Below are 24,492 nucleotides of genomic sequence, written 5' to 3' on the forward strand. Positions count from 1 at the left end.
GTCTTATCTTATATTCAATTAGCTTATGACGCCTTTTTTTAATTCGCTTTCAAGACTTTGCAAACCAGCATCTAGTTGTCTTCTGGTTTCAGTACCTTGTTCGTGAATTTGTTTTACTTCTGTTAAAGTATCTATTAAAGAATTGGTTGTCATTTTAAGCGTTTCTAAAGAAACAATTGTGTTTTCATTTTCTTTAGCTACTTCAATGCTGTTTTGTTTCAGCATTTCGGCATTTTTCTGCAAAATAGTATTTGTTGTTTCAGATACTTTTCGCTGAATTTCAATATTTTGTTTTTGTCTTTGTAGAGCAACAGCTAGGGTAAGCTGGTTTTTCCAGACAGGCATTGTCGTCGTTAAGATAGATTGTGCTTTTTCTGCAATAGACGTATTGTTGTTTTGAACCACACGTATTTGGGCTAGAGATTGCAACATAATAAAACGAACAATTTTCATGTCGGCCAAACGTTTGTCTAGACGGTTTATGAAATTCCTTTTATCAGAAATTTGATAATCTTGATATTGTGCCGTGTTAGCTTCCATCACAGCAAGTTCTTCGTTTAGTTCTTTAAAACGAATTTGTCCTGCAATAACGTGTTTTTCCATTTCTTTGATAAGAGCGACATTACCATCAAACATGGTTTGAAGTGCGCTATTATCTTTAACAGAATTAATCATTCCAGCTTTTACTTTATTACTGATTTTGTCAATGTTTACAGTAATTTTGTCGTATTGTTGGAATAATTTTTTCACATCGACAACTAATTTATTAAGGACTGGAATCTTTGAAAGAAATCGCTTAACAGGTCCTTGGTCTAACTGATCAACATCTACATAGTTTAATTCAGTTAACAAATCATTAATCAAAGTTCCTACCTCACCAGAATTATATGTTCTTACGTTGGTCAAAAAAGTATCACTTTGTTTCGCAATAGCATTTTGAATCTCCGCGCCGTAATTTAAAATCGAATTGGCATCGTTCTCATTTAATTGATTTGAGATTGATTTGTAGCTGTTAATTTCTGTTTCAGTAATTGTGGCTAAGTTTACATTTCCGTCTTTGTCAATTAAGGCAACGTTTTCTTGAGTAACTAATTGATTGTCTATCATGTTGTCTTTTATAAATGATTTTGTTGGATAGTAAGAATCGTTTCTTCAAGTTTTTTATCTCTTGTAGGTGTTCCGATTGCACTAAATTTCCATTCATCATTTCTTTTGTAAAAAACACCAAGAACCATTGATACATTTCCAGCAAAAGAAGAATCGTTTGCAATATCATAACGAGCATATTCCTGGTTAACTCTTGTTGGAGTTCCTTCGTATATTCTGATAGATGCAAAAGGAATATCTTTAAAATCTTGTCCTCTAAAACTATTTATAAAGAAAGCTACATGGTTTGCAGAAGGTGATATTCTAGAAAAATCTAATGTAATAACTTCATTGTCTAATCCGTCATCACCGTTTAAATCTCCAGTTAAATCATCACCGCTGTGTTTAATAGCTTGATCATTAGATTGTAGTTTTCTAAAGTTAACAGAATCGATATGGTTTTTCTTTTCGTCATAAATGGCACAACTTGCATCTAGATCTACAGGCTCTTTTTTTGTTCCAAAAAGCCCTTTTTTCTCAATAGCTCCCCAATTTACACCTACGCAAATGTTTTGTAATTTAGTACCGTTGCTTTTTTCAAGATTGATACGTTGTCCTTTTTCTAAATTTATAGCCATTTTTTAGTTGTATTTATTTAAGTAATCTTCTAATCCACCTTTCATTCCTGCACCAATAGCTTCAAATTTCCATTGTCCGTCTTTATTGTATATTCTACCAAACTCAACTGCAGTTTCTATAGAGAAGTCTTCTTCTAATTCATATTTAACCATTTCAGTATTGTTGCTATCATCTACAATTCTAATAAATGAATTACGAACTTGTCCAAAATTTTGTTTTCTGTTTTGAGCATCATGAATTGTAACGACAATACATATTTCTTTTACAGCAGCATCAATTTTTGTTAAATCAATTTTTATTTGCTCATCATCTCCATCTCCATCTCCAGTTAAATTGTCTCCTGTATGAATAACAGATTCGTCTGGTGATTTTAAATTATTATAAAATATAAAATGAGAGTCAGAAATTATTTTTCTATTATCTCCTAATACAAATACAGAAGCATCAAGATCATATCCTGATCCTGTCGAGCTACTATTTGTATCCCATCCTAAACCAATTGTAAATTTTGGGGCATTTATGTTTTCTCTTTGCCCTTTTTGTAAGTTGATAGCCATAATTTAATCAATTTTTATTACGTTAATGTTATTTTGGTATTCTAAAATTTGGTGGTAGTTATTACTTATTGCTAGATGAAATAAATCATTACTTTTTAGCAACGAAATGTTATTTGCTAAATAGCTAAAATCATCTTCGTTGAGACTTAATATATACTTTACTATTCTAGTATTGTATTGAAAATGATCGCTATTTATAATGTTAACGATGTCTTCAACATTCTTAACAGAATAATAATTATAATGATTTTCTATGTTTGGATGAATCTCTTTATTTATTAATTCAGCAAAATAAACAAATACAAAATCACCATTTACATTATACTGATCTAGTATTTTATTTACAGTATGTTCATGGCTTCCTGTGATCTTAATATCATCAACGAAAATACAAAGTTTTCCTTCAATAAAATTTTTGTCAATATAATAGGTGTCATTAGAGATTAATTTTACTCTTTCTTCAAAATTTAAATTTCCATAATCAGTAACATAAGTTTGATTTCTGTAAATTTTTGACTCAATACATGCTTTTTTGTTGTTTTTAAACAGAAAGGCGTTGAGTTGTTTCTTGAAATAATAACATAAAAAGTTTGAAGCTGTAGGTATCGATAAAAATGGACTTGGAAGTATAACTATTTCCTTGTTTGATAAAATCAATTCACCATATTGTTCCGTAAAGCCATCGAATAATTCTTTTGCAAATTTTTCTGCATAGCTTTTATCTCCAAATTTAAATCGGCTGTATTCTTCTTCTTGAAAAGGGCAATTATCTTTTTCAAGAATTTTATGTAAACTAAAATTTTTATTCACTTTTATAATTTTAATAGGTGTGCATCAAATCCAAAATTAATAGCTCCATTATAATCGGCTACTATGTTGTCTCCAATATGCAGTATTTCTTTTTTGGTTGTTTTTTTTATCTCATTTGCTTGGTCAAATACTAATTGAAAAATTTGACTATTTGGCTTTGAAATTCCGACTTCATCGGAGTATATCTGAAAATTAAAATGATTTTCTAATTCATAATGAGATAATATTTTTCTCAATGTTTTCCCTTTAATAAAAGCAGTGTTACTAAGTAAGTTGATTGTTTTTCCTTGTTTAGTAATTTCATCAAAAAGGGCTGGGATATTTTTATATAGAAGCTCTGGTTTATATTTCAAGAATAATAATTCAGTCTCTTTATAAAATAATTCTAATTTATCTGTTGAGATCTTATTTATGTCTAAATTTAATGCGTTTAAGATTAAATAATAAATTTCATAAGTATCAATATTAGATCCCGTTCTTTCGTTTATATTATTGCATAAAACATCATAATAGCGAACTACCTCATTCACTTTTTCGATTGTAGAATCTACATCAAAAAAATTTTTAAATAATAGATTTCTTTTACTTTTAAATTCAGGATTTGATTTTATGAGGGTCAACCATAAATCGAATGATAGATGACTATGGTTTGAATGATTTATTTTCAAGTTTACAAGTTTGATAGCAACAGATTAATTTTAAGTAGAGTTCATGATACTTCTTAAATACTAATTTGTTTTGGATTAGTAATGAATTGATTTGATTTTGAGAAAGTCATTATTTAATGATTTCACCTGAATAGTATTTCTCTAAAAAGAAACCTAAATCGGCTCTATATCCAATTCCAGAAGCTTCAAATTTCCATTGGTCATTCTTTTTATAAAGTCTTCCAAATTCTACACCTGTTTCTATCGAGAAATCTTCGTCCAATTCGTATTTAGCAATTTCTTCTCCGCTTGCATTATCAACTATTCTAATATATGAATTTCTTACTTGGCCAAAGTTTTGTTTTCTTCTTTCAAAGTCTTCAATTGTTACAACAAATAAGATTTCATTAGCTCTTGGGTCAATTTTAGTTAAATCAACTTTTATAGCTTCGTCGTCATCTCCATCACTACTTTTTCCATCAGGATCGTCACCGGTATGTTCTAATGATTCATCAGGAGATTTTAAATTATTATAAAAAACAAAGTAATCTTCACCCAAAAGTTTTCTATCTGAATTAATCATTATTGCGGATGCATCCAAGTCAAAATCATTTCCTGTTCCTTCGTTTGGATCCCAACCTAAACCTATTGTTATTTTTGATAAGCCAATGTTTATTTTTTGCCCTTTCTGTAAGTTAATTGCCATAGTGATATTTAGAATATAATTGGTTTTAAAAGGATAAAAATATAATATATTTTGTATTAAACTGTTTTAAATTAGTTAAAATAGCTTTTTTATTTGTCTTTATTTTGTTGTAACAATCTGTTATTATTTTTATTCTTTAATAGTACTCTTTTATAATGTTTCTGTTTGAGGTGTTACTGTTAAAAATTATCTGTCGATTCAGTAGACATACTAATACTAACTATTCTTAAATACGTATTTCCGTAATTTGCTTAGAAGCTACTTTCTTACTTTTGAAAAATATGATTTTATAGTTTTTTGTTAAAAGGATACTTTTATTTATTGTCAGTCTGCATCATTGAGTGTCAATGTATTAATGAATGACATGTAAAACTGTATTATGCAGTTTTTAATACTTATTTTATTTTTATAAAAGTTAATAAGAGTAAATCCATTAATGTCCTGTTGTGTTTAATAAATGTAAAAAAAAAGCTATATTATTTTGAAATAAATGTAGTATTTGTCATTCTTTTTAAAATTAGTGTGATTTCTTTAAAATTCTTGATATTTAGTCAGTTAAGGCTATTATTGGGTTTTTTATACATTATATGGTTTATTTGAGGTTAATGTTAAATTTTTTTTTAACGTTTTTTTTGGATATGATATTATTTTATATATATTTATCACATAAACGATGAAATACCACACTTTATCGATTATTTATAATCGATAAAAATTATTTAATTAAAGAAATCCAGTATTCATGAATCCAAATCTACAAATTGAACTTAGGCGTTTTATTTCTTCAAATGTTGTTTCTAAACTGAATAAATTTTACTTTGAAAATGATGCTTTATTAATTAAAGCAATTGATGCATCTATCGGAACTATATTAATAGGAGCACATAATAAAATACACGATGGTGATTTATATAATGAGTTAATTGACATTGTTGAGGTTACCGAATTTTATAAAGAAATAGATTTTGAGTCAGGGCGATTATTATCTGTCAATGATTGTTATAAAAACGAAGGGAATAAGTTGTTGAAACGAATTTTTGATAATAAAAAATCAAGAATTACTGAAATGGTTTCTAACGAAATAGGAATTAAGAGCGAAACTGCCCGCGAAGTATTAAATTTTTCTGCTCTTTTGGTTTTTTCTTATTTCAATTTCAAAAAACAAGTACAAGAGAGTCTTCAATCTACGTTAGAAGAGCAAAAGAGAGGTATTCTAAATAGCATTCCACTCGGAATCAAAATTATCTTAGGATTTTCATCATACGAAGTTGTCGAGGAGAAAAGCAAATCTAAGTTTTCAAATTCCATTTTCAACCATATTTTTTCAAATAGCAATTCTTAAACTTCAACTTTCATTGAAGTCTAAAAAAAAAATCCCATTTTACAAATGTGTAAAATAGGATTTTCTGTTTATGTATAATTTGAAGTTTTATACGTTCTTCAAATTGATAATTTCTTGTTCTGTTAGCATACGCCAGTTTCCTCTAGGTAAATTCTTTTTGGTTAAACCTGCAAATGCTACACGGTCGATACGTAAAACATCGTAATCAAAGTGCTCAAAAATTGAACGAACGACTTTTACATTTGATGAACGTAATTTAAGCCCAATTTCGCTTTTTGGTTCATTGTCGATATAGCTTATATCTTCAACAAAAACACGGTGTCCATCAAGAACAAGCCCTTTGTTTATTTTTTCTAAATCTTCAAATTTCAAGTTTTTATCTAATGAAACTTGGTATATTTTAGATGATTTTTGGCTTGGTAAAGTAAACTTACGAAGCATATCAGTATCATTTGTAAACAACAACAAACCAGTAGTATTTTTGTCCATTCTACCTACTGCAGCAATTTTGGCATTTGTAGAACCACGAACCAATTCTAAAACATTACGGAATTCTTGACCTTCGTCAAAAGCAGTTGTAAAGTTTTTAGGCTTGTTTAATAATATGTATTCTTTCTTTTCTGGAGTTAAAACTGCTCCGTCAAAATTAACGACATCACCTGGTTTAACCAAGTATCCCATTTCTGTAACAGGAACGCCATTTACTTTTACATTTCCAGATTGGATGTAAATATCTGCATCACGACGAGAACACGCGCCAGAATTAGCAATATATTTATTCAAACGAATCTCATCAGCAGCCTTTTGTCTTTTTGGTGCTTGATTCGGTTTTTTAGTAGCTTTTTCAGCAGCTTCTTCCGCTATCTTAGTATTCGGCTTCGCTTTTTTAGGCCCTTGTGCACGCTTTTGCATGGCAGGTTTTGGCTTATTTGAGTTGGGTCTTGAACTATTTGCTCTTGGCCCTTTTCCTTTATTATTGCCTTCCTTGTTATTCATAAATCCTGTAATTTGTGCAAAGATAGTTTATTATTGGTTAATAGCAGTAACTTGATTGTTGTTAGATTACTAGCTTTTAATACTATTATTAGCTTTAAATATGAAAATTATCAAAAAAAGCTGAAAATTTTCAAGTAATTAGATTTTTAAAAGTAAAGTTTTTCCGTGCCACAAAACACTTGGATTAATAAGTACAATGCAAAATACACCAGAAACGATAAGAAATTTTAATACATTGTGTAATAATAAAAATTGTGTTTTAGAATTTGACTTCCATAGGTATAGTAAGAAAAATATTAAAATTATAAAGCAGGAATAAAAATAAATGTCCATGTAGCCAATGTCATATATTTCGATTAAGATGTATACAGGGACTATGGTTAGGAAAGTTAAAAAGGTGATGATTTTTTTTGAAGCTCTTTCACCATAAAGAATCGGAATAGTTTTGTAGTTGTTAATCAAATCTCCTTTTAAATTCTCTAAATCCTTTATCATTTCACGTATTAGTAGTAATAAGAATAAAAAGATAGCATGAGCAAATATAACTGCAAAATGACCTCTTTGGTTTTCTAAATCATTAAATGAAATTTGGTTGTAGAAATATAGTAATATGGCAAAGAATGGTAAAACGGCTAATAGTGCGGCCATAAGATTCCCTATCAATGGGAATTTTTTGATCTTATGTGAGTAAAACCAAATCAGAAAAATATATACAGAAAAGAATAAAAAAGCTCTCCAGGAAACAATTAATGCCATTAATGCAGCAATGAAGTTGAGCGTGAAATAAACACTCAGCTTCGTTTTTTGACTTACCAATCGATCCAACATTGATTTGTTTGGACGATTAATTAAATCTTTCTGACTGTCGTAAAAATTATTTATGATATAACCTGATGCAATCGTAATTGCCGATGCGAATACAATTAAAAACAAATGAAAGTCTAATAAAATATCGAGTGCTCTTTTTTCGGGAGCTAGTATAAATATTGCAGATAAGTATTGGGCTAATATTATAATAGGAATGTTGTAGCCTCTCACTACTGAGAACAAACTTATAACTTTCATCGCTAAAATTTTATTCTGACGGCTTAACATTTCTTTTATTATAGGTTGTTAGAGTTGTACTTCGGTATTTAAAATGACTAAAGTACATCTTTTAATAGTCTTTAAGAACTTTATCTTGATTTTATCATCTGTAGTAAATCCTTTTTTTATGATACTGTAATCTATTTTGTGTTTTCTTTTCTACAGCGTAAATAGAAGACGCTATATAATTTAGGTCCATTTGGTATTAATATACTAAAATACTCTTGTTGTCAATATGTGTTAGTTTTTTTAATCTTTTGTTTTTTTAAATTCCTTTACTGTTTTCGTGAGATGAAAATTCGGAAATAAAGTAAGATTTAAGATGTCAATTCCTATTTGAAATTAAGAATTTTGTTTGTTTGATTTTTAGAGCCGAATTTTATCGGCTCTAAAAAAGTAACTATATGTGATTCTATAAATTATAGAATTTGAATGTGTTTAAAATTGGTAAACTACTTCAAGTTTGTAGTCTTTTAACGATTGCTTAGCGCGCTCTAAATCTTGTGTAAAACCAAGAATATAACCGCCACCACCTGAACCGCATAATTTTAAATAATAGTCATTAGTGTCAATACCATTTTGCCATATGCCATGAAATTGTTCTGGAATCATTGGTTTAAAATTATTCAAAACTACTTTTGATAATTTTTTGGTATTACTGAATAATGACTTCATGTCGCCATGTAAAAAATTCTCTACACAAGCATCAGTATATTTTACAAATTGGTTTTTTAGCATTGTACGGAAACCTTTATCTTTCAAGTTTTCCATGAAAATGTTTACCATAGGAGCAGTTTCTCCAACAATTCCTGAGTCTAATAAAAATACAGCACCTTTCCCGTCAAAACTTTGATTCGGGATCCCAGTTGCTTCGATGTTATCTTTTGAATTGATTAAAATAGGAATGCTTAAGTAGCTATTTAATGGGTCTAAACCAGAGCTTTTTCCATGGAAAAAACTTTCCATTTGAGAGAAAATAGTTTTTAGCTGTAATAATTTTTCACGAGTTAAATTCTCTAAAACTGTGATTTTGTTTTGAGCATATTTATCATAAATAGCTGCAACAAGCGCTCCACTACTTCCAACTCCATATCCTTGAGGGATACTTGAATCAAAATACATTCCAGTTTCTACATCATTCTTTAAAGTAGTTAAGTCAAAAGTTACCAATTCTGGTTGCTCTGCTTGTAATGTTTCAAGGTATGATGTAAACTTGCGTAAACTTGAATTAGAGGCAATGGCTTCTGCCGAAGGATTTTCGGTTCTCTTCAATGCGCCATTGTAAAAATTATAAGGAATAGAAAGTCCTTTTGAATCACGGATTATTCCGTACTCTCCAAAAAGTAATATTTTTGAGTAAAATAATGGTCCTTTCATATATTTATTTAATGTCTTTCTTAATTTTATTTGGGTCTTGTCGTGTGTCAAAAATGGTGTAAATCTTTATTTCATTTGAACCAAAACTATACAAGAAACTTGATTGTTTTGTTATAACGCATTTTCGATATTTTTTATTTACTGATGATTTTGGAAAAATTTCAGGATTCATACTTATTATCGAAATTGCTTTTTGAAATTTCAATAAAAATGTTTCTTTTGATTTTTTGGACCATCTGGCTTCAATAAAATTTAAAACAGAATCTAAATTTTTCTCAGCTGTTTTTGAAATATTTACTTTAAGATTCACTACCTGTATTTTTTCATCACATCTTCAAAGCTTGTGAATTCTCCTTTTTCAAATTCTAATTCACTTTGAGTAATATCTTCTTTTTGCCGATCAGTTAAATCATTCCACCAATCTTTTTTTTCTTTCGTCAGAATCTTTTTTATTGACTCGATGATTTCAGGATTGTCAATCTCGGTTAACATTTTTATTAACTCGAGTTTTTCTAATTGAATGTCCATAATCTAAAAATTTAATTAAAGATACGTAAAATTATAATGCAATTGCACCATCTCCAATTTTGTCGCAAAGGTACTGACCATTCTGGCAAAATACAACTAATTCGTCTTGAATAAATTGCAGTACTTTCTCTGTAACGTTTTCGGGATATAAAACATGAACATTTGCCCCTGCATCTAGCGTAAAACAAACTGGGATTTTAGTCTCGGCTCTAAATTTCCAAATTGCATTGATAATCTGTAATGTGTTTGGTTTCATTAGTATAAAATAGGGCATAGAGGTCATCATCATAGCATGCAGTGTTAATGCTTCACTTTCGACTACTTTGATAAATTCCTCCAGATTTCCATTTTCAAAAATTGTTATTAGTTTATCTAGATTTTCATGGGCTTGTGCAAAACGTCTTTCTGCATAAGGGTGATTGTGCATTAAATCATGTCCCACGGTGCTCGAAACTTGTTTTTCGCCTTTATCAACTAATAAAATAGTATCTTGATAATTGTTGAAGTTTTTATGAATTGCATTTGGAAATTCTACTCCAAATAAATCAGAGCTTCCTTTTATATTGGCTTGATTTCCCCAAACAACAACACTTCCTTTTACACTTCGGCAAGCGCTTCCTGATCCTAAACGTGCTAGGAAAGAAGCTTTTTGATAAAAGTATTCTTCTGTCATTTCTGGATTTAATGTTTTTTCCAGGCTCATGAAATTCATTGCCAAAGCTGCCATTCCAGATGCCGAAGAGGCGATTCCGGAACTATGTGGAAATGTATTTTGAGTGTCAATTGTAAAATGATAGTCTTTTAAGAAAGGCAAATAGATAAAAACACGCTCTAGGAATTTTTGAATCTTAGGTTTGAAGTCTTCCTTTGGTTTTCCTTCAAAAAGCAAATCGAATGAAAATCCATCATTTGTCTCACTGAGCGGAGTCGAAGTGTTTTTCTTTAAAAAACTCAATTTAGTAATCGTTTTGCAGTTGTTTAATGTGAAACTAACTGACGGATTAGCCGGAATTTGATTGTCTTTTTTACCCCAATATTTTACTAAAGCAATGTTACTTGGTGCGCTCCACTCGAAGTTGCCTTTTGTTATATCTGAAGTATATTTTTTTGGAATAAAATCGTTTGCTGTAAACATAAAATAAAAAATTTACGCAAAGATACTTTTTTTGAATTATACCTTTTACACTTTTTGATAGCCTATAAAAATGTTTACCTTTATTAACTCAAAAATATAGTATAAAATGAATAAAATCACTCGAATTTTAGCGGTTGTTGTTACCTGTCTTGCTATTGGGTATTTTTCTGGAATAGTGACAAGATCTAGTATTGATATTTGGTATCCCACTTTGATTAAACCAAGTTTTAATCCTCCTAATTGGGTTTTTGCCCCTGCTTGGAGTTTGCTTTATCTTTTGATGGGTGTCGCGGCTGGATTAGTTTGGGATCGAATTGAGTATGAAAAAGAAGCAGTTAAGAATGCATTGGTTTTCTTTGCCATACAATTAGCTCTGAATGCTTTGTGGTCGTATTTGTTTTTTGGGTTGATGAATCCATTATTGGCCCTTATAGAAATTTTTGTACTCTGGCTGATGATCTATGAAACACTTTTGAAGTTTATTAAAATTAATAAAGTCGCTGGATATCTTCTTGTTCCTTATTTGCTTTGGGTAAGTTTTGCAACAATTTTAAATGCTAGTATTTGGTGGCTTAACAAATAAGTTTACAGTTTCAGTATTCAGAATAATATTATTTTGAATACTGGAATTAATTTTTATTTTCGTTGCTTTTTACTTTCTTAAATTCTTCGTTTTTAGTATATAAAAAATCCATTGTAGAAAGAATATTACTGTGTTCAAGGATTTTTATCGACTTAGGGTCTGTATCACAAAATTCAAGAAAAAGTTCCTTTTCTTCTGGATTTAGTTTTAAATCTTTTGTGAAAAAATCTGGATTCAAGGTCGTTTTTGCATGTTGAATAAAATCTATTTTTGGTGTTTCGATTTTTCTTTCTTTTTCTTTTTTAAATATGTTATAGATTTGTTTACCAAGACGAACAAAATCAGTTCCAAGATCAATTGGTGCTGTGCCATCTTTATAGCCATCAATTTTCATCCCTAGTTTGGCTCTGGATTTATTTAATTTAATTTCTTTGATTTCCTCTTTGGTTATAAATACCGGTTTTAGTTTTTTAGATAAAATAACCACTTCATTTAATTCTTCTGGTTTTGGAAGCATCTTTACAGTAAGATTGTTCGTTTCAATATTTTCCTGAGTTATTTTTAGCCTTTTAAAAAGATAATCATTGGAGAAAAATATTAAGCTGTCTTTTACATTTACTAAAATCGCGAATTCTCCCTGTTCATTTGTAGTAGTACTAGTTTTAGATGTTTTATTGATTATTTCTACATTTTCCAGGAGTGTAGTTTCTGATGAAACTTTTCCTTTTAAGAGCTTTTCTGTCTGTGAAACACAAAGTTGGCAGGTAAATAAAGAAATTGTAGTAAGTAATTTTGTTTTCATCTATAAGTAGTAAGTTAGAAGTGAAATTATTAGAGTTGTCTTGAGTAAAACTTATGGAATTTCTAAAGTCTTGTTAATTCAGTTTTTAGTTTACAGTTGCGCTATTCAGTCTCAATCAAGAAACTGAGACTGTTACTGAATACTTAAAGCTTTTTTCACAGTTTTTTAAACATTCCGTTTTTTGCATACAAAAAATCCATTGTAGCTAATATATTATTGTCCTCTAAAAGTTTCTTAGATCTTGGATCAGCATCGCAAAATTCAATAAAAAGGTCTTTTTCCTCGGGTTTTAAGTTTAAATCTTTGGTGAAAAAATCTGAAGGAATTGATTTTGCTATAAGTTTTTTGAAATCAGTTTCCGAAGTTTTCTTTTTGAGCTCCTCTTTATCTTTTTTAAATAAATTTAAAAGCCCAGTTCCCATTCGGGTGAAGTCCATACCATTTGGAATAGTTCCGTCGTAAACGCCAGTATATTTTTGCAAAGATCCAACTTCTTTATAGAGTTTTACATTGTCTATATCTTTTTGAGAAATTTTTACAGGATTAAATTTCATAGTCGTTATTACTACTTCATCTAATTCTTCGGCTTTGATAACCATATTAACAATAATATTATCTTTATCAATATCGGATTGAGTTATTTTTAGTCTTGTAAAAAAGTAATCTTTAGAGAAAAATAGCAGACTATCTTTTACTTTTACCGGAATCGAAAACTCTCCCAAAGTATTTGTTCTGGTGCTGGTTTTCGCTGTTTTATTAATAACTTCTACTTCTTTAAGAGGATTGTTGTTGGAAAAAACTTTTCCGTGAAGTAATTTTTCTGTTTGAGAAATGCTAAGTTGATAGGTAAGTAACGAAATTGTTGTAAGTAATTTTACTTTCATGTATGGTTAATTAGTTGAAAGTAAAATTATTATAATTGTCTTAAGTAAAACTTATAGAATTCGTAAACTCTTGTTAATTCGCTTTTTAGTCGCAGTTTACAGTAGTTAGTACCAGTCGCAGTGTTCAGTGTTGAAAACTGCGAGAGAATACTAAATCTTAAATTGCATTAGCTACAATAAAACCGCTTGTCCATGCATTCTGAAAGTTGAAGCCTCCTGTAATTGCATCAATATTTACAATTTCTCCAGCAAAATATAATTTTTCATGTAATTTGCTTTCCATGGTTTTAAAATTGATTTCTTTTAAATCAATTCCGCCTGCAGTTACAAATTCTTCCTTGAAAGTGCTTTTTCCGTTTACTTGGAAAGTTCCATTTGTTAATTGATTCGCTAAGTTTTGAAGTTGAATTTTAGATAAATCAGCCCATTTGGTTTCAGCTTCGATAGTAGATGCTAAAACTAAACTTTCCCATAATCGGTTTGGGAAGTCAAAAGGGGATTTTTTAGAAACAGCTTTTTTAGCATGTTCTTGTTTTAATTCTTTTAGTATTTTTTCGGCATCTTCGGTGTCAACATCATTTAACCAATTTACAAAAATTGTAAACTGATAATTTTTGTCATGCAAAATGCGTGCTCCCCAAGCCGAAAGTTTTAAGATTGCAGGGCCACTCATTCCCCAATGTGTAATTAATAAAGGGCCAGTCGATTCTAGTTTGGTGCCTTTTACTTTTACAGTTGCTTGTGCAGCAACACCTGGCAATTCTTTTATTCTTGGGTCTTTTATATTAAAAGTAAATAGGGAAGGGACGGGGCTAACGATAGCATGACCAAAAGTTTGTAGCATTTCCCATATTTTAGGATTGCTTCCGGTTGCTAGAACTAATTTATCGGCTATGTAATTCTGGTTTTGTGTTTCGACTTTCCAGAAATTTTCTTTCTTAAAGATAGATTGTACGCTTTGTCCTGTAAGAACGGTAATGCCTAATTTTGCAGTAGCTTTTAAAAAACAATCAATAATAGTTTGTGAAGAATTAGATACAGGAAACATTCTTCCATCATCTTCGATTTTTAGTTCTACTCCGTGTTTTTCGAACCATTCGATAGTATCTCCTGAACAAAATTGATGAAAAGGACCTCGTAGTTCTTTTTCACCACGCGGATAAAATTTAACCAATTCATTGGGTTCAAAACAAGCATGCGTTACGTTACAACGACCTCCGCCTGAAATACGAACTTTTGTAAGTACTTCTGATCCTCGTTCTAAAATAGCGACTTTTAATTTTGAGTTTCTCTCTACAATATTTATTGCTGTAAAAAATCCTGCTGCACCGCCACCTACTATTATTATATCAAAATTTTGAGTCATATTTTTATTTTAACCTCTAAGTATCTTTGTCAAAGTTCTAAATTTTGACAAAGATTATAAGAATTGGTTTTATATTCTGTCAGGAAAATCACTAATAATCCCGTTTATGTTGTATGTTTTTATTCTTGCAATATCCTCCTTTTCATTGATTGTCCAAGGAAAAATTTGAAAGCCTTTTTCTTTTATTTGTATTGCGTTCTCTTTGTTTAGCAAATTAAAATCGGGATGAATTGCTTTTGCTTTTATGCTTTCTGCAAAAGTAATAGCCGAATCAATATCAGTTTCGGTTAAAACGCCAATAGAAATTTCCGAATTTAGATTATTAATTCGTTGTAAAAAATCCCATTCAAAACTGGATACAATAAAAGAATTGTAATTCCAGTTCTTTTCTGAAACATATAATTCAATTAATGCAACTACAGCATCAGCAGTTCCTTGACCTTTTAATTCTATATTAATAAAACATTGCTGGTTTATTAGATCAAAGACTTCTGGTAATGTTGGAATCTGTAGTTTGTTTTCTATTCGGAATTCTTTTAATTCCTGCAAAGATAATGTATTTACAAAACCTTTTCCGTTAGTAGTCCTGTCAATAGTTTCATCGTGAATTACGATAATATGATCATCAGAACTGAGGTGTACATCTAGTTCAATACCATCAGCATGTAAGTCTAATGCTTTCTGGAATGCTTTTAAGGTGTTTTCGGGTTCGTAACCTCTTGCGCCACGATGTGCTATTTTAAGAATTTCACTCATAGTTTTACAAAAGTAAACAAAATGATGTCGATTTTAAAAGTGAACCATAAAGACACGTTAATCTATTAGTGGGATTAATAAATTTCTATAAATATAACGTCCCGCTGGGACTTATTTTACTCATAACTAAAAAAAGAAAAGCCACAGATTATAATAACTCGTACAGATTTAAAAAATCCGTTTAATCATTATAATCTGTGGCTAAATATATTGTGGTTTAGCTACAAAGAATGTAAAACTTACCTTTTTATTCCAGTTCTAATACTATTGCAGATTTTGGTTCTAAAGTAATTTCTGATGCTAAATCGAATGTTTTTCCTGTAAGGATGTCTTTTCCGGATTTAAAATTCTTGATGTTTTCTTTAAAACGATTTGTTTGAATGGTTTGCTCTTTTGCATTGTTATTGAAAACAACCATTACAGTTTTAGCATCTGTATATCTGAAATAAACATAAGTGTTATTTTCTGGAATATAATGTGTCATTTTTCCGAAATGAACCGCTTCATTTGTTTTTCTCCAATTGAATAGTTTTGATGTGAAATCAAAATATTCAGATTGTTTAGCTGTTCTGCCTGCTGCGGTAAAAGCATTGTTTGTATCACCTTTCCATCCGCCAGGGAAATCTAGACGTATGCCACCATCACCTTGGCTTTTGTCTCCGCCCATTCCAATTTCTGAACCATAATACAATTGCGGAATTCCACGAACGGTTGCCATTAATGTCATTACCAATTTGTATTTAGCGATGTCATATTTGTAAAGATCATTGATCCTGCTTGTATCATGATTTTCTGCAAAAACCATAATGTTGTTTGTATTTGGATACAGATAATCTAATGCAAAATTGTTGTAAAATTTGATCATACCATTATCCCAGTTTGCTTCGTCATCATTAAAAGCAGACCCGATTTGATTGTGTAAAGTGAAATCCATTACACTTGGTAAATTTGAATTGTAATTTTGGATTGCTCCAATTTTACTGTCTTTTTGCCAATAGGCTAAATTAGCTTGATTGTGCATCCAGATTTCTCCAACAATATTAAAGTTTGGATATTCATCTGTAACTGATTTTGCCCAATTTGCCATTGCTGTAGGATCAGAATAATTGTAAGTATCTACTCTGAATCCGTCTAGATTTGCATATTCAATCCACCAAATAGCATTTTGAGTTAGGTATTTTGCAACTAGAGGGTTCTTTAAATTTAGATCTGGCATTGAAGGAACAAACCATCCATCGATACAAACTTCTTTATCCAATTTTGAAGCGTGAATATCAGTAATTACTTCACGTCTGTGATGCGTTTGTGTGTAGTTTTCAAATTGATTAATCCATGACTTTGTTGGTAAATCTTTAATCATCCAATGTGTGATTCCCCAGTGATTGGTTACATAATCCATAACCAACTTCATGTCTCTTTTATGCATTTCATTTGATAAACGCACATAATCTTCATTTGTTCCGTAGCGTGGATCGATTTTATAAACATCAGATTGAGCATACGTATGATACGAGTGTTCTTTGTCGTTGTCTTCGTTTAATGGCGTGTTCCAGATTGCTGTTGCTCCCAAAGAAGATATATAATCTAAATTCTGGATGATTCCTTCGATATCACCACCATGACGTCCGCCAGGAATTGAGCGATTTGCTTTTTCTACTAATGATGGATCGCTGTCGTTTTTAGGATTTCCGTTTGCAAAGCGATCAGGCATGATTAAATACATCATATCTGATGCATCGAAACTTTTGCGTTGAGCTGAATTTTCTCTTCTCTTTTTTAAAGAATATTTTTGTGTGTATGCTACTTTGTTTTTGTTTTTAAATGAAAAAACTAACTCTGAAGCAGGTATGTTTTTAGTGTCGATTGTTACGAAAATGTAGTTAGGATTTTCGGTTTTTTTAATGTCTTTAATGACTACATTGTTAGAAACAGAAGGTTCATATTGTGCAATGTTTTTTCCGTAGAACATGATTTGAAGTTCAGGATTGTTCATGCCTGCATACCAAAATGGAGGTTCTGTCTTCTGGATTTGCGCTTTTACAGAAGCAGAAAATAATAGAACCACTAAGAGGATTCTATATAATGTTTGGTTTGTTTGAAGTGGTATTCTCATAATTTGTTTTTTTATATTCGATTAAAACAAGATCGATTTTTTCTGCAAGACTTTTAAATCTTGTTGGGATGTTCTCAACTCAATGGCTTTGTCTGTTTAAAACTTATTTTGGGTGCAATTTTTTTAGCACGCAACTTTTACAGATTAACCAGATTTATGTTGATTTTTATTTTTCTATAGGTTTTCTAAAAACTCTGAGAGATAAAATATTTTGATTCTTTTGAAAAAAAAGACAAGCAATTTAGAGAATTACTTGTCTTTTTTAAAAATTATTTAGTTTCGATTATGCTAATTGCATAACCACCACCTGGAACTGATAACTGTGATAGTTTTGATTTATTTGTTACCGCTATTTTTTTGATAGTGTATGCTTGTGGATTTGTTTTGTAATGTGCATCTTTTGCATCAGCATAAATCGTTGCTGTGTATTTCTTTCCTTTTTCAAGGAAGTTAAAATTGATGTTTGATGTACGGCTTACGTCTCCATTTACATTACCTACAAACCAATTATTAGTACCTTTTGCTTTACGAGCTACTGTGATATAATCTCCTGGTTCTGCTTCAAGGTATTTACTTTCATCCCAATCAATAGCTACATCTTTGATGAATTGAAAAGCATCAGCGAATTTGTTGTAGTGCTCAGGAAGGTCTGCTGCCATTTGTAATGGGCTGTACATAGTAACGTATAATGCTAGTTGATTTGCAATTGTACTATTTACATGTGATTTGTTATCTGGATTAAGTTTGCTAATATCCATTTCAAAAATACCAGGAGTATAATCCATTGGTCCTCCAATTAATCTTGTAAATGGTAAAACTGTTACGTGATTGGCTTTTGAACCTCCAAATGCTTGGTATTCTGTTCCTCTTGCAGATTCGTTACCGATTAAGTTAGGGTATGTTCTGCTAATACCTGTAGGACGTACTGCTTCGTGAGCATTAACCATAATTTTGTATTCAGCTGCTTTTTCTAACGCATATTGATAATGGTTTACAATCCATTGGCTGTAATGATTTTCACCTCTAGGTAGAATATCTCCTACGTAACCACTTTTTACTGCATCATATCCATTGTCGTTCATGAATTTGTATGCTTTGTCCATATGGCGCTCGTAGTTACGAACTGAACCTGAAGTTTCATGGTGCATGATTATTTTTACACCTTTTGATTTTGCGTACGCATGTAATCCTTTTACATCAAAATCTGGATAAGGAGTTACGAAATCAAAAACATAATCTTTTGAATGTCCGAACCAGTCTTCCCAACCTTCATTCCAACCTTCAACTAAAACAGCGCCAAAACCGTTTTCAGCTGCAAAGTCGATGTATTTTTTTACGTTAGCATTAGTTGCTCCGTGTGTACCATTTGGTTTTGCTTTTGAAAAATCTGTTACACCAAGTTGTACTGTTGGAAAATCATTTGTGTATGACCAAGAGCTTTTTCCTGTAATCATTTCCCACCAAACCCCTACATATTTAACAGGTTTTATCCAAGACGTATCTTCAATTTTACATGGTTCATTTAAGTTTAATGTCAATTTTGAATCAAGAATTTCTGTCGCATTATCGCTAACAATAATCGTTCTCCATGGCGAATGACTTGGGGCTTGCATATGTCCTTTGTCTCCTTTTGCATCTGGAGTTAACCATGATTCAAATACCATGTTTTTATCATCCAGATTCAAGTGCATACATGAGTAATCAATTAATGCTGCTTCGTGAAGATTAATATATACTCCTTCGGCAGTTTTTAGCATAAGCGAAGTCTGTACTCCTGTTGGAGAAAAAGATTTTTGAGAAACGTTTGCAGTATATGCTTTTTCAGCTAATCCACGGATTTCAGATAATTTCGATTTTGTATAATCGTATTCTTGTGTGTCATAATCACCAGGAATCCAAAATGCAGTATGGTCACCCGTCATTGCAAATTGTGTTTTTTCTTCTTTGATTATGAAATACGTAAGGTTTTTTTGTGTTGGAAATTCATAACGGAATCCAAGTCCGTCATTGAATAAACGAAAACGAATTATCAATTGTCTGTCTGTTCCTTTTTGGTTTAATGTAACAGCTAATTCATTATAATGATTACGAATTGTAGCTACTTCTCCCCAAACTGGTTTCCAGTTTTCGTCGAAAGTTGTAGTTTTTGTATCAATAACTGTAAAGTCATTTAATAATGATTTTTTATCATCTTTAAGCTCAAGACCCAACTTACTGGATTTTACAACCTCTTTGTTTTTGTATTTAAGATTGTAAGTTGGAGTTCCATCGCTTTGTAGCGAAAACTCCATGACAAATTTTCCTTCTGGTGATTTTAGTTGTTGTGCTCTTGTAATGTTACAAAATGCAACCAGAATGAAGGCTGTGAAAATGAAATTCTTCATGTTGTTAAATTAAAAAAATGTTATAAAAATAGATATAGATACTAGTATTTATGCTGTTACATATTTATTAGCTACTACGGTTTGGCCATTAACGACAATGGCTAATTCATGGTCTCCATCTACAGAAAACGTTGTTTCGTTATGGTTTATTGATACAGTTAGAATTTGATTTCTAAAGTTGATTTTAAATGAATATCCTGTCCACTCTTTTGGGATTTTTGGAGAGAAATGTAAAGTGTCGTTTTTTACACGCATTCCTCCAAAACCTTCTACAATACTCATCCAAGTTCCTGCCATTGATGTAATATGACAACCTTCTTCTACCTCTTTGTTATAATCGTCTAAGTCTAAACGAGACGTTCTTAAGTAAAATGTATATGCCATATCCATTTTGTCTAAAGCAGCCGCCTGAATGGAGTGGACGCAAGGTGAAAGTGAACTTTCATGTACAGTAAACGACTCGTAAAACTCAAAATTACGCAATAGTTCTTCTTTAGAAAAATGTTCTTCGAAGAAGTAAAAGCATTGTAAAACATCGGCTTGTTTGATGTATGGTGAACGCAATACACGATCCCAAGACCATTTTTGGTTTATAGGGCGCTGTGAGCGATCCAAATCTTTTACGGGAACTAAATCTTTATCTAAGAATCCGTCTTGTTGTAAATAAACATTAAGCTCTTTAGAGAAAGGGAAGTACATATTATCGGCTACTTTTTTCCATTCTTGAATTTCTTTTTCAGTAAGTTGTACTTTTTCGATTATTCGTTTATGGTCAGTTTGATATTCGGTAGCAACCTTTGTAATTTGTTCTACGGCATAATCAATACACCATTTGGCAACATAATTTGTGTAGAAATTATTATTGATATTATTTTCATATTCATTTGGACCTGTAACTCCTAAAATCACATATTGATTTTTGTCTGTAGAGAATGAGGCTCTTTGGTGCCAGAAACGTGCAATTCCGATTAATACTTCTAATCCTTTTTCGGGAATATAAGAGTAATCTCCTGTGTAACGGTTGTAATTAAAAATAGCAAAAGCGATCGCACCATTTCTGTGGATTTCTTCATGTGTGATTTCCCATTCGTTATGGCATTCTTCACCATTCATAGTTACCATTGGGTATAAAGCAGCTCCATCTTTAAATCCTAAATTGTCTTTAGCATTTTCAATAGCTTTGTCCAACTGGTTGTAACGATATGTCAATAAATTTCGGGCAACTTGCTGGTCTTTGGTAGCCATGTAAAACGGAATGCAATATGCTTCGGTATCCCAATAGGTTGATCCACCATATTTTTCTCCGGTAAAACCTTTTGGTCCAATATTTAATCGATTGTCTTTTCCTGAGTAGGTTTGGTTTAACTGAAAAATATTGAAACGAATTCCTTGTTGAGCTTTTACATCACCTTCGATGGTAATGTCTGACATTTCCCAAACTTTTGCCCAAGCATCAATTTGTTCTTGTAATAATTGGTCGTACCCTTTGCTTAATGCTTCTTTAATTGCTTTTTCGGCAGCAGCAAGTGTGTTGGTATGATTTAATGAAACGGTATAACCACCAACTTTTTGTATAGATGAAGTTTGTCCTTTTGCGATAATTACACCATAAGTATATTCTACTTTATCTGATGAAGAATCTATTGTAGAAGGTGATATGTTTATATTTTCGTTATTAGCAAAAATACTATTGTGCATAAAAGTTGTAACCTTAAAGTGCGTTTTGTAAGTCTGAGCTGTTACATAAGCTTCGTTTGTAGCTTTTTTTACTTCAAGAGGCTCCCAGAATTTTTCTTCCCAGTTAGCATCTTCATTGGTAACACCAGCATCCAAATACGGTTTGTAAAGAATTTTTGCGTCTTTGTTTAATGGGGTAATTTCGTATTTGATAATACCAACTTCATCCAGATTCAAAGAAAGAAAACGACGTACATTAACAGCGATTTCTGTTCCGTTTTTTAATGTTGCCTCAAATGAGCGATTGTACCAGCCTTCTTTCATGTTTAATTCTCTACGAAAGTTTTTTACTTCGGTGCAAGAATTTAAATCGAAAGCTTCTTCGTTAATTTCAATATTGATACCAATCCAGTTTGGAGCATTAAGTACTTTGGCAAAGTATTTTGGATATCCGTTTTTCCACCAACCCACTTTTGTTTTATCTGGATAATAGATTCCAGCAATATAACTTCCTTGGAAAGTTTCTCCTGAGTATTTTTCTTCAAAATTAGCGCGTTGTCCCATAGCACCGTTTCCGATACTGAAAAGGCTTTCAGATGATTTAACTCTTTCGACATCAAAGCCTTCTTCTATGATTGACCAATTGTCTGGTTTTATATAATCTTGATTCATTGTTTTTAAAATTTGGCAATTAGTTAATTAGAAAATGAGATAATTACGCAGTTTGTGAGTTATCTAATTGAGCATTTTCTAATTCATTAATTGTTTTTGATTGATTTATTTTGTGATTAATGATTCGATGAAATTTTGGTTTATCAAGGTAAAATCCTCAAAGATGTATTTTGCTTCATGCAAGACCGTTTTAGAACCAATCCCTATACTAGTCATTTTTCCAATATTGGCTGCTTGAACTCCTGCCACTGAATCTTCAAATACGATAGCGTCTTCTGGGCTTATGTTTAATAATCGAGCCGCTTTTAAGAAAACTTCTGGGTCAGGTTTGGCATTTGTAACATCATTTCCATCAACAATAACATCGAAATAGGATATGATTCCTGTTTTTTCGAGTATCGGACGTGCATTTTTACTCGCTGAGCCTAATGCAATAGCTTGTTTTTTTTCTTTTAAAAATTGTAGAATAGGTAAAACTCCAGGAAGGATTTCACTTTCATCCATATCTACTAAATAAGTCAGATAGTCTTCATTTTTTTGGATGAGCCATTTGTCTTTATCTTCTTGAGAAGCTTGTATGTTTCCTAATTCTAGGATGATATCTAGAGAACGTACACGACTTACTCCTTTTAAGAGTTCGTTGTGTTCGTGTGTAAAGTCAATGTTTAATGCATTTGCAATTTTTTGCCACGCCAAATAATGGTATTTAGCTGTGTCAACAATTACGCCGTCTAGGTCGAATATAAACGCTTTTGTATTCATTTAATAATATGCTTATTTTGTAATTCTTTCGAAAAAGTATTTAAATTTTGATTGTCAAGAAATCACTTCTGTTTCATCAGAAGGAGAAAGTTCTTAGATGTAAGTTTTAGACTTTTATGTCATCTACATCTTTTACTTTATACACCAAAACTGCGGCTATCAAAAAGCTGACTCCACTTGTGATTAAGGCGTACATAGCATCACCATTGTAAAGGTATTTTACGATTGGTCCTCCGATTATTGCATTTATTATTTGAGGAATTACAATAAAGAAGTTGAAAATCCCCATGTAAACCCCCATTTTTTTAGGAGCAATAGATCCTGCTAGAATTGCATATGGCATTGCTAGGATACTAGCCCAAGCCACACCAATTAATACCATCGAAAGGATAACCCAGTTTTCATCAGGCATGAAATAAATAGAGATCAAACCTATTCCACCAATAACTAATGAAAGGGCATGAGTTGATTTTCGACCAATTTTCTTCGCGATCATTGGAAGAAAAAATAAGGCTATAATTGCCGAAACAAGATTATAAACTCCAAAAAGGATTCCAACCCAATCCCCAGCATCTTGATAGGTTTGGCTTGAATTGTCGTTTAATGGTAGTCCGTAAATATGATGTGCAATTGCTGGAGTACTAAATACCCACATACCGAAAAGTCCAAACCAAGAGAAAAACTGTACCCAACTAAGCTGGCGCATAGTGGTTGGCATTTTTGCAAAGTCTGTAAAAATGTCTGTAAGTTTTGATTTTTCTTCAGAAGGAATATCAATTTCACTTTGAGGATCTTCAAAAAGTTCTAGTTCTTCGGGAGAATATTCTTTGGTTGTAAATAAGGTTACTAGGATAGATCCAATTAAAACAACAGCTCCTAAAATAAAGGAAAGTGTAAGGTTTAATGGGACGCTTCCGGGAACGCTGCTATTAGAAACTCCAAACCATTTAGTTAACACATATGGTAATGCCGAACCAATTACGGCTCCAAAACCAATAAGTGCTGTTTGAATACTAAATCCTGCTGTACGCTGGTCTGTTCTTAAATTGTCGCCCACTAAAGCACGAAATGGCTCCATGGCAATATTAAATGAAGCATCCATAATCATAAGCATTCCTGCTCCAACCCATAATGCGGGTAATACGGAAATGAAAATGTTTGCCTGTGGCATTAATATTAATCCAACTGAAGCTAGGATGGCACCTACAAGAAAAAAAGGTTTTCTTCGTCCAAATTTCCCCCATGTTTTATCACTATAATGACCAATGATAGGTTGAACAATTAGTCCCATTAAAGGAGCAATTATCCAAAACCATGAAAGTTCGTGTACGTCGGCACCAAAAATCTGAAGAATTCTACTGGCATTTGCATTTTGTAAAGCAAACCCCATTTGTATTCCTAAGAAACCGAAACTCATGTTCCAAATTTCCCAGAAACTTAATTTACGCTTTTCCATTATCGTAATTTAATGAATGTACGATAAGCGCTTTGCTTATCAAAACTTAACTTAATTTTCGAAGTAAAAGTAAAAGTTTTGAGCTGGCGTAAATTTATAAATTATTTTTCTAACGAAGCAAATAAAAA

Annotated in this window: 23 protein-coding genes; 2 read left to right on the forward strand and 21 right to left on the reverse strand. The window is 31.4% G+C overall.

The window, feature by feature from the left end:
* Window positions 1-18: 18 nt before the first annotated feature.
* From LPB87_RS03135 to LPB87_RS03160, 6 genes are all read right to left on the reverse strand, one after another.
* Complete coding sequence (locus tag LPB87_RS03135) at window positions 19-1,107, reverse strand: toxic anion resistance protein (RefSeq protein ID WP_230604931.1); 1,089 nt, start codon at window positions 1,105-1,107, stop codon at window positions 19-21.
* A gap of 8 nt (window positions 1,108-1,115) precedes the next feature.
* Window positions 1,116-1,724 (reverse strand): TerD family protein, encoded by a 609-nt coding sequence (locus LPB87_RS03140; RefSeq protein WP_129539985.1) that lies wholly within the window; start codon window positions 1,722-1,724, stop codon window positions 1,116-1,118.
* A 3-nt stretch (window positions 1,725-1,727) separates the two neighbouring features.
* The gene (locus LPB87_RS03145) at window positions 1,728-2,282 is read right to left on the reverse strand and encodes a TerD family protein (RefSeq protein ID WP_129539984.1); all 555 of its coding nucleotides are present in this window, start codon (window positions 2,280-2,282) and stop codon (window positions 1,728-1,730) included.
* Window positions 2,283-2,285: 3 nt separating this feature from the next.
* Complete coding sequence (locus tag LPB87_RS03150; RefSeq protein ID WP_230604932.1) at window positions 2,286-3,092, reverse strand: phosphoribosyltransferase family protein; 807 nt, start codon at window positions 3,090-3,092, stop codon at window positions 2,286-2,288.
* A gap of 2 nt (window positions 3,093-3,094) precedes the next feature.
* The gene (locus LPB87_RS03155) at window positions 3,095-3,760 is read right to left on the reverse strand and encodes an HAD-IA family hydrolase (RefSeq protein WP_230604933.1); all 666 of its coding nucleotides are present in this window, start codon (window positions 3,758-3,760) and stop codon (window positions 3,095-3,097) included.
* 109 nt (window positions 3,761-3,869) lie between these two features.
* Window positions 3,870-4,445, reverse strand: coding sequence for a TerD family protein (locus LPB87_RS03160; RefSeq protein WP_129539982.1), 576 nt, complete (start codon window positions 4,443-4,445; stop codon window positions 3,870-3,872).
* A gap of 742 nt (window positions 4,446-5,187) precedes the next feature.
* Between LPB87_RS03160 and LPB87_RS03165 the strand changes: the two genes are divergently transcribed.
* Window positions 5,188-5,787, forward strand: a complete 600-nt coding sequence (locus tag LPB87_RS03165; RefSeq protein ID WP_129539981.1) for a DUF937 domain-containing protein — start codon at window positions 5,188-5,190, stop codon at window positions 5,785-5,787.
* An 87-nt stretch (window positions 5,788-5,874) separates the two neighbouring features.
* Here LPB87_RS03165 and LPB87_RS03170 read toward each other — a convergent pair whose 3' ends face one another.
* The 6 genes from LPB87_RS03170 to LPB87_RS03195 form a co-directional block, all read right to left on the reverse strand.
* Window positions 5,875-6,783, reverse strand: a complete 909-nt coding sequence (locus tag LPB87_RS03170; protein ID WP_129539980.1) for a pseudouridine synthase — start codon at window positions 6,781-6,783, stop codon at window positions 5,875-5,877.
* Window positions 6,784-6,921: 138 nt separating this feature from the next.
* Window positions 6,922-7,878 (reverse strand): geranylgeranylglycerol-phosphate geranylgeranyltransferase, encoded by a 957-nt coding sequence (locus LPB87_RS03175; protein ID WP_230604934.1) that lies wholly within the window; start codon window positions 7,876-7,878, stop codon window positions 6,922-6,924.
* A 429-nt stretch (window positions 7,879-8,307) separates the two neighbouring features.
* Entirely contained in the window at window positions 8,308-9,246 is a 939-nt protein-coding gene (locus LPB87_RS03180) for a mevalonate kinase (protein ID WP_129539979.1), read from the reverse strand.
* Window positions 9,247-9,250: 4 nt separating this feature from the next.
* On the reverse strand, window positions 9,251-9,556 hold the full coding sequence (locus tag LPB87_RS03185) for a type II toxin-antitoxin system RelE/ParE family toxin (protein ID WP_129539978.1): 306 nt from the start codon (window positions 9,554-9,556) through the stop codon (window positions 9,251-9,253).
* Window positions 9,556-9,774, reverse strand: coding sequence for a hypothetical protein (locus LPB87_RS03190; protein ID WP_129539977.1), 219 nt, complete (start codon window positions 9,772-9,774; stop codon window positions 9,556-9,558). The genes LPB87_RS03185 and LPB87_RS03190 overlap by 1 nt, the downstream gene beginning before the upstream one ends.
* Before the next feature lie 31 nt (window positions 9,775-9,805).
* Window positions 9,806-10,909: a diphosphomevalonate decarboxylase gene (locus tag LPB87_RS03195; protein ID WP_230604935.1), complete on the reverse strand. Its 1,104-nt coding sequence runs from the start codon at window positions 10,907-10,909 to the stop codon at window positions 9,806-9,808.
* Between the two features lie 106 nt (window positions 10,910-11,015).
* On the opposite strand from LPB87_RS03195, the gene LPB87_RS03200 reads away from it, so the two are divergent.
* Window positions 11,016-11,492 carry a TspO/MBR family protein gene (locus LPB87_RS03200; protein ID WP_230604936.1) on the forward strand — a complete coding sequence of 159 codons (477 nt, stop codon included), beginning with the start codon at window positions 11,016-11,018 and terminating at the stop codon, window positions 11,490-11,492.
* Between the two features lie 46 nt (window positions 11,493-11,538).
* Here the strand turns inward: LPB87_RS03200 and LPB87_RS03205 are convergent, their stop codons facing one another.
* The 9 genes from LPB87_RS03205 to LPB87_RS03245 form a co-directional block, all read right to left on the reverse strand.
* The gene (locus LPB87_RS03205) at window positions 11,539-12,294 is read right to left on the reverse strand and encodes a carboxypeptidase-like regulatory domain-containing protein (RefSeq protein WP_230604937.1); all 756 of its coding nucleotides are present in this window, start codon (window positions 12,292-12,294) and stop codon (window positions 11,539-11,541) included.
* Between the two features lie 155 nt (window positions 12,295-12,449).
* Window positions 12,450-13,178 (reverse strand): hypothetical protein, encoded by a 729-nt coding sequence (locus LPB87_RS03210; RefSeq protein WP_129539973.1) that lies wholly within the window; start codon window positions 13,176-13,178, stop codon window positions 12,450-12,452.
* 157 nt (window positions 13,179-13,335) lie between these two features.
* The gene (locus LPB87_RS03215; protein ID WP_230604938.1) at window positions 13,336-14,544 is read right to left on the reverse strand and encodes an NAD(P)/FAD-dependent oxidoreductase; all 1,209 of its coding nucleotides are present in this window, start codon (window positions 14,542-14,544) and stop codon (window positions 13,336-13,338) included.
* Between the two features lie 69 nt (window positions 14,545-14,613).
* Window positions 14,614-15,300, reverse strand: a complete 687-nt coding sequence (locus tag LPB87_RS03220) for a glycerophosphodiester phosphodiesterase family protein (protein WP_230604939.1) — start codon at window positions 15,298-15,300, stop codon at window positions 14,614-14,616.
* A gap of 247 nt (window positions 15,301-15,547) precedes the next feature.
* The gene (locus LPB87_RS03225; protein ID WP_230604940.1) at window positions 15,548-17,413 is read right to left on the reverse strand and encodes a glycoside hydrolase family 13 protein; all 1,866 of its coding nucleotides are present in this window, start codon (window positions 17,411-17,413) and stop codon (window positions 15,548-15,550) included.
* A 269-nt stretch (window positions 17,414-17,682) separates the two neighbouring features.
* Window positions 17,683-19,797, reverse strand: coding sequence for a glycoside hydrolase family 97 protein (locus LPB87_RS03230; RefSeq protein WP_230604941.1), 2,115 nt, complete (start codon window positions 19,795-19,797; stop codon window positions 17,683-17,685).
* A 48-nt stretch (window positions 19,798-19,845) separates the two neighbouring features.
* Window positions 19,846-22,146, reverse strand: coding sequence for a glycoside hydrolase family 65 protein (locus LPB87_RS03235; protein ID WP_230604942.1), 2,301 nt, complete (start codon window positions 22,144-22,146; stop codon window positions 19,846-19,848).
* A 105-nt stretch (window positions 22,147-22,251) separates the two neighbouring features.
* On the reverse strand, window positions 22,252-22,908 hold the full coding sequence (pgmB, locus tag LPB87_RS03240; protein WP_230604943.1) for a beta-phosphoglucomutase: 657 nt from the start codon (window positions 22,906-22,908) through the stop codon (window positions 22,252-22,254).
* A 106-nt stretch (window positions 22,909-23,014) separates the two neighbouring features.
* Window positions 23,015-24,364: an MFS transporter gene (locus tag LPB87_RS03245; RefSeq protein WP_129539965.1), complete on the reverse strand. Its 1,350-nt coding sequence runs from the start codon at window positions 24,362-24,364 to the stop codon at window positions 23,015-23,017.
* Window positions 24,365-24,492 lie beyond the last annotated feature (128 nt).

It is taken from the genome of Flavobacterium sp. EDS, from assembly GCF_020991525.1.
Lineage (GTDB): Bacteria > Bacteroidota > Bacteroidia > Flavobacteriales > Flavobacteriaceae > Flavobacterium.

Coding starts and splice junctions, on each gene's coding strand:
- LPB87_RS03135 (WP_230604931.1), bottom strand. CDS start 1,107: ATGATAGACAATCAATTAGTTACTCAAGAAAACGTTGCCTTAATTGAC.
- LPB87_RS03140 (WP_129539985.1), bottom strand. CDS start 1,724: ATGGCTATAAATTTAGAAAAAGGACAACGTATCAATCTTGAAAAAAGC.
- LPB87_RS03145 (WP_129539984.1), bottom strand. CDS start 2,282: ATGGCTATCAACTTACAAAAAGGGCAAAGAGAAAACATAAATGCCCCA.
- LPB87_RS03160 (WP_129539982.1), bottom strand. CDS start 4,445: ATGGCAATTAACTTACAGAAAGGGCAAAAAATAAACATTGGCTTATCA.
- LPB87_RS03165 (WP_129539981.1), top strand. CDS start 5,188: ATGAATCCAAATCTACAAATTGAACTTAGGCGTTTTATTTCTTCAAAT.
- LPB87_RS03170 (WP_129539980.1), bottom strand. CDS start 6,783: ATGAATAACAAGGAAGGCAATAATAAAGGAAAAGGGCCAAGAGCAAAT.
- LPB87_RS03175 (WP_230604934.1), bottom strand. CDS start 7,878: ATGTTAAGCCGTCAGAATAAAATTTTAGCGATGAAAGTTATAAGTTTG.
- LPB87_RS03180 (WP_129539979.1), bottom strand. CDS start 9,246: ATGAAAGGACCATTATTTTACTCAAAAATATTACTTTTTGGAGAGTAC.
- LPB87_RS03190 (WP_129539977.1), bottom strand. CDS start 9,774: ATGGACATTCAATTAGAAAAACTCGAGTTAATAAAAATGTTAACCGAG.
- LPB87_RS03195 (WP_230604935.1), bottom strand. CDS start 10,909: ATGTTTACAGCAAACGATTTTATTCCAAAAAAATATACTTCAGATATA.
- LPB87_RS03200 (WP_230604936.1), top strand. CDS start 11,016: ATGAATAAAATCACTCGAATTTTAGCGGTTGTTGTTACCTGTCTTGCT.
- LPB87_RS03205 (WP_230604937.1), bottom strand. CDS start 12,294: ATGAAAACAAAATTACTTACTACAATTTCTTTATTTACCTGCCAACTT.
- LPB87_RS03210 (WP_129539973.1), bottom strand. CDS start 13,178: ATGAAAGTAAAATTACTTACAACAATTTCGTTACTTACCTATCAACTT.
- LPB87_RS03215 (WP_230604938.1), bottom strand. CDS start 14,544: ATGACTCAAAATTTTGATATAATAATAGTAGGTGGCGGTGCAGCAGGA.
- LPB87_RS03220 (WP_230604939.1), bottom strand. CDS start 15,300: ATGAGTGAAATTCTTAAAATAGCACATCGTGGCGCAAGAGGTTACGAA.
- LPB87_RS03225 (WP_230604940.1), bottom strand. CDS start 17,413: ATGAGAATACCACTTCAAACAAACCAAACATTATATAGAATCCTCTTA.
- LPB87_RS03230 (WP_230604941.1), bottom strand. CDS start 19,797: ATGAAGAATTTCATTTTCACAGCCTTCATTCTGGTTGCATTTTGTAAC.
- LPB87_RS03235 (WP_230604942.1), bottom strand. CDS start 22,146: ATGAATCAAGATTATATAAAACCAGACAATTGGTCAATCATAGAAGAA.
- pgmB (WP_230604943.1), bottom strand. CDS start 22,908: ATGAATACAAAAGCGTTTATATTCGACCTAGACGGCGTAATTGTTGAC.
- LPB87_RS03245 (WP_129539965.1), bottom strand. CDS start 24,364: ATGGAAAAGCGTAAATTAAGTTTCTGGGAAATTTGGAACATGAGTTTC.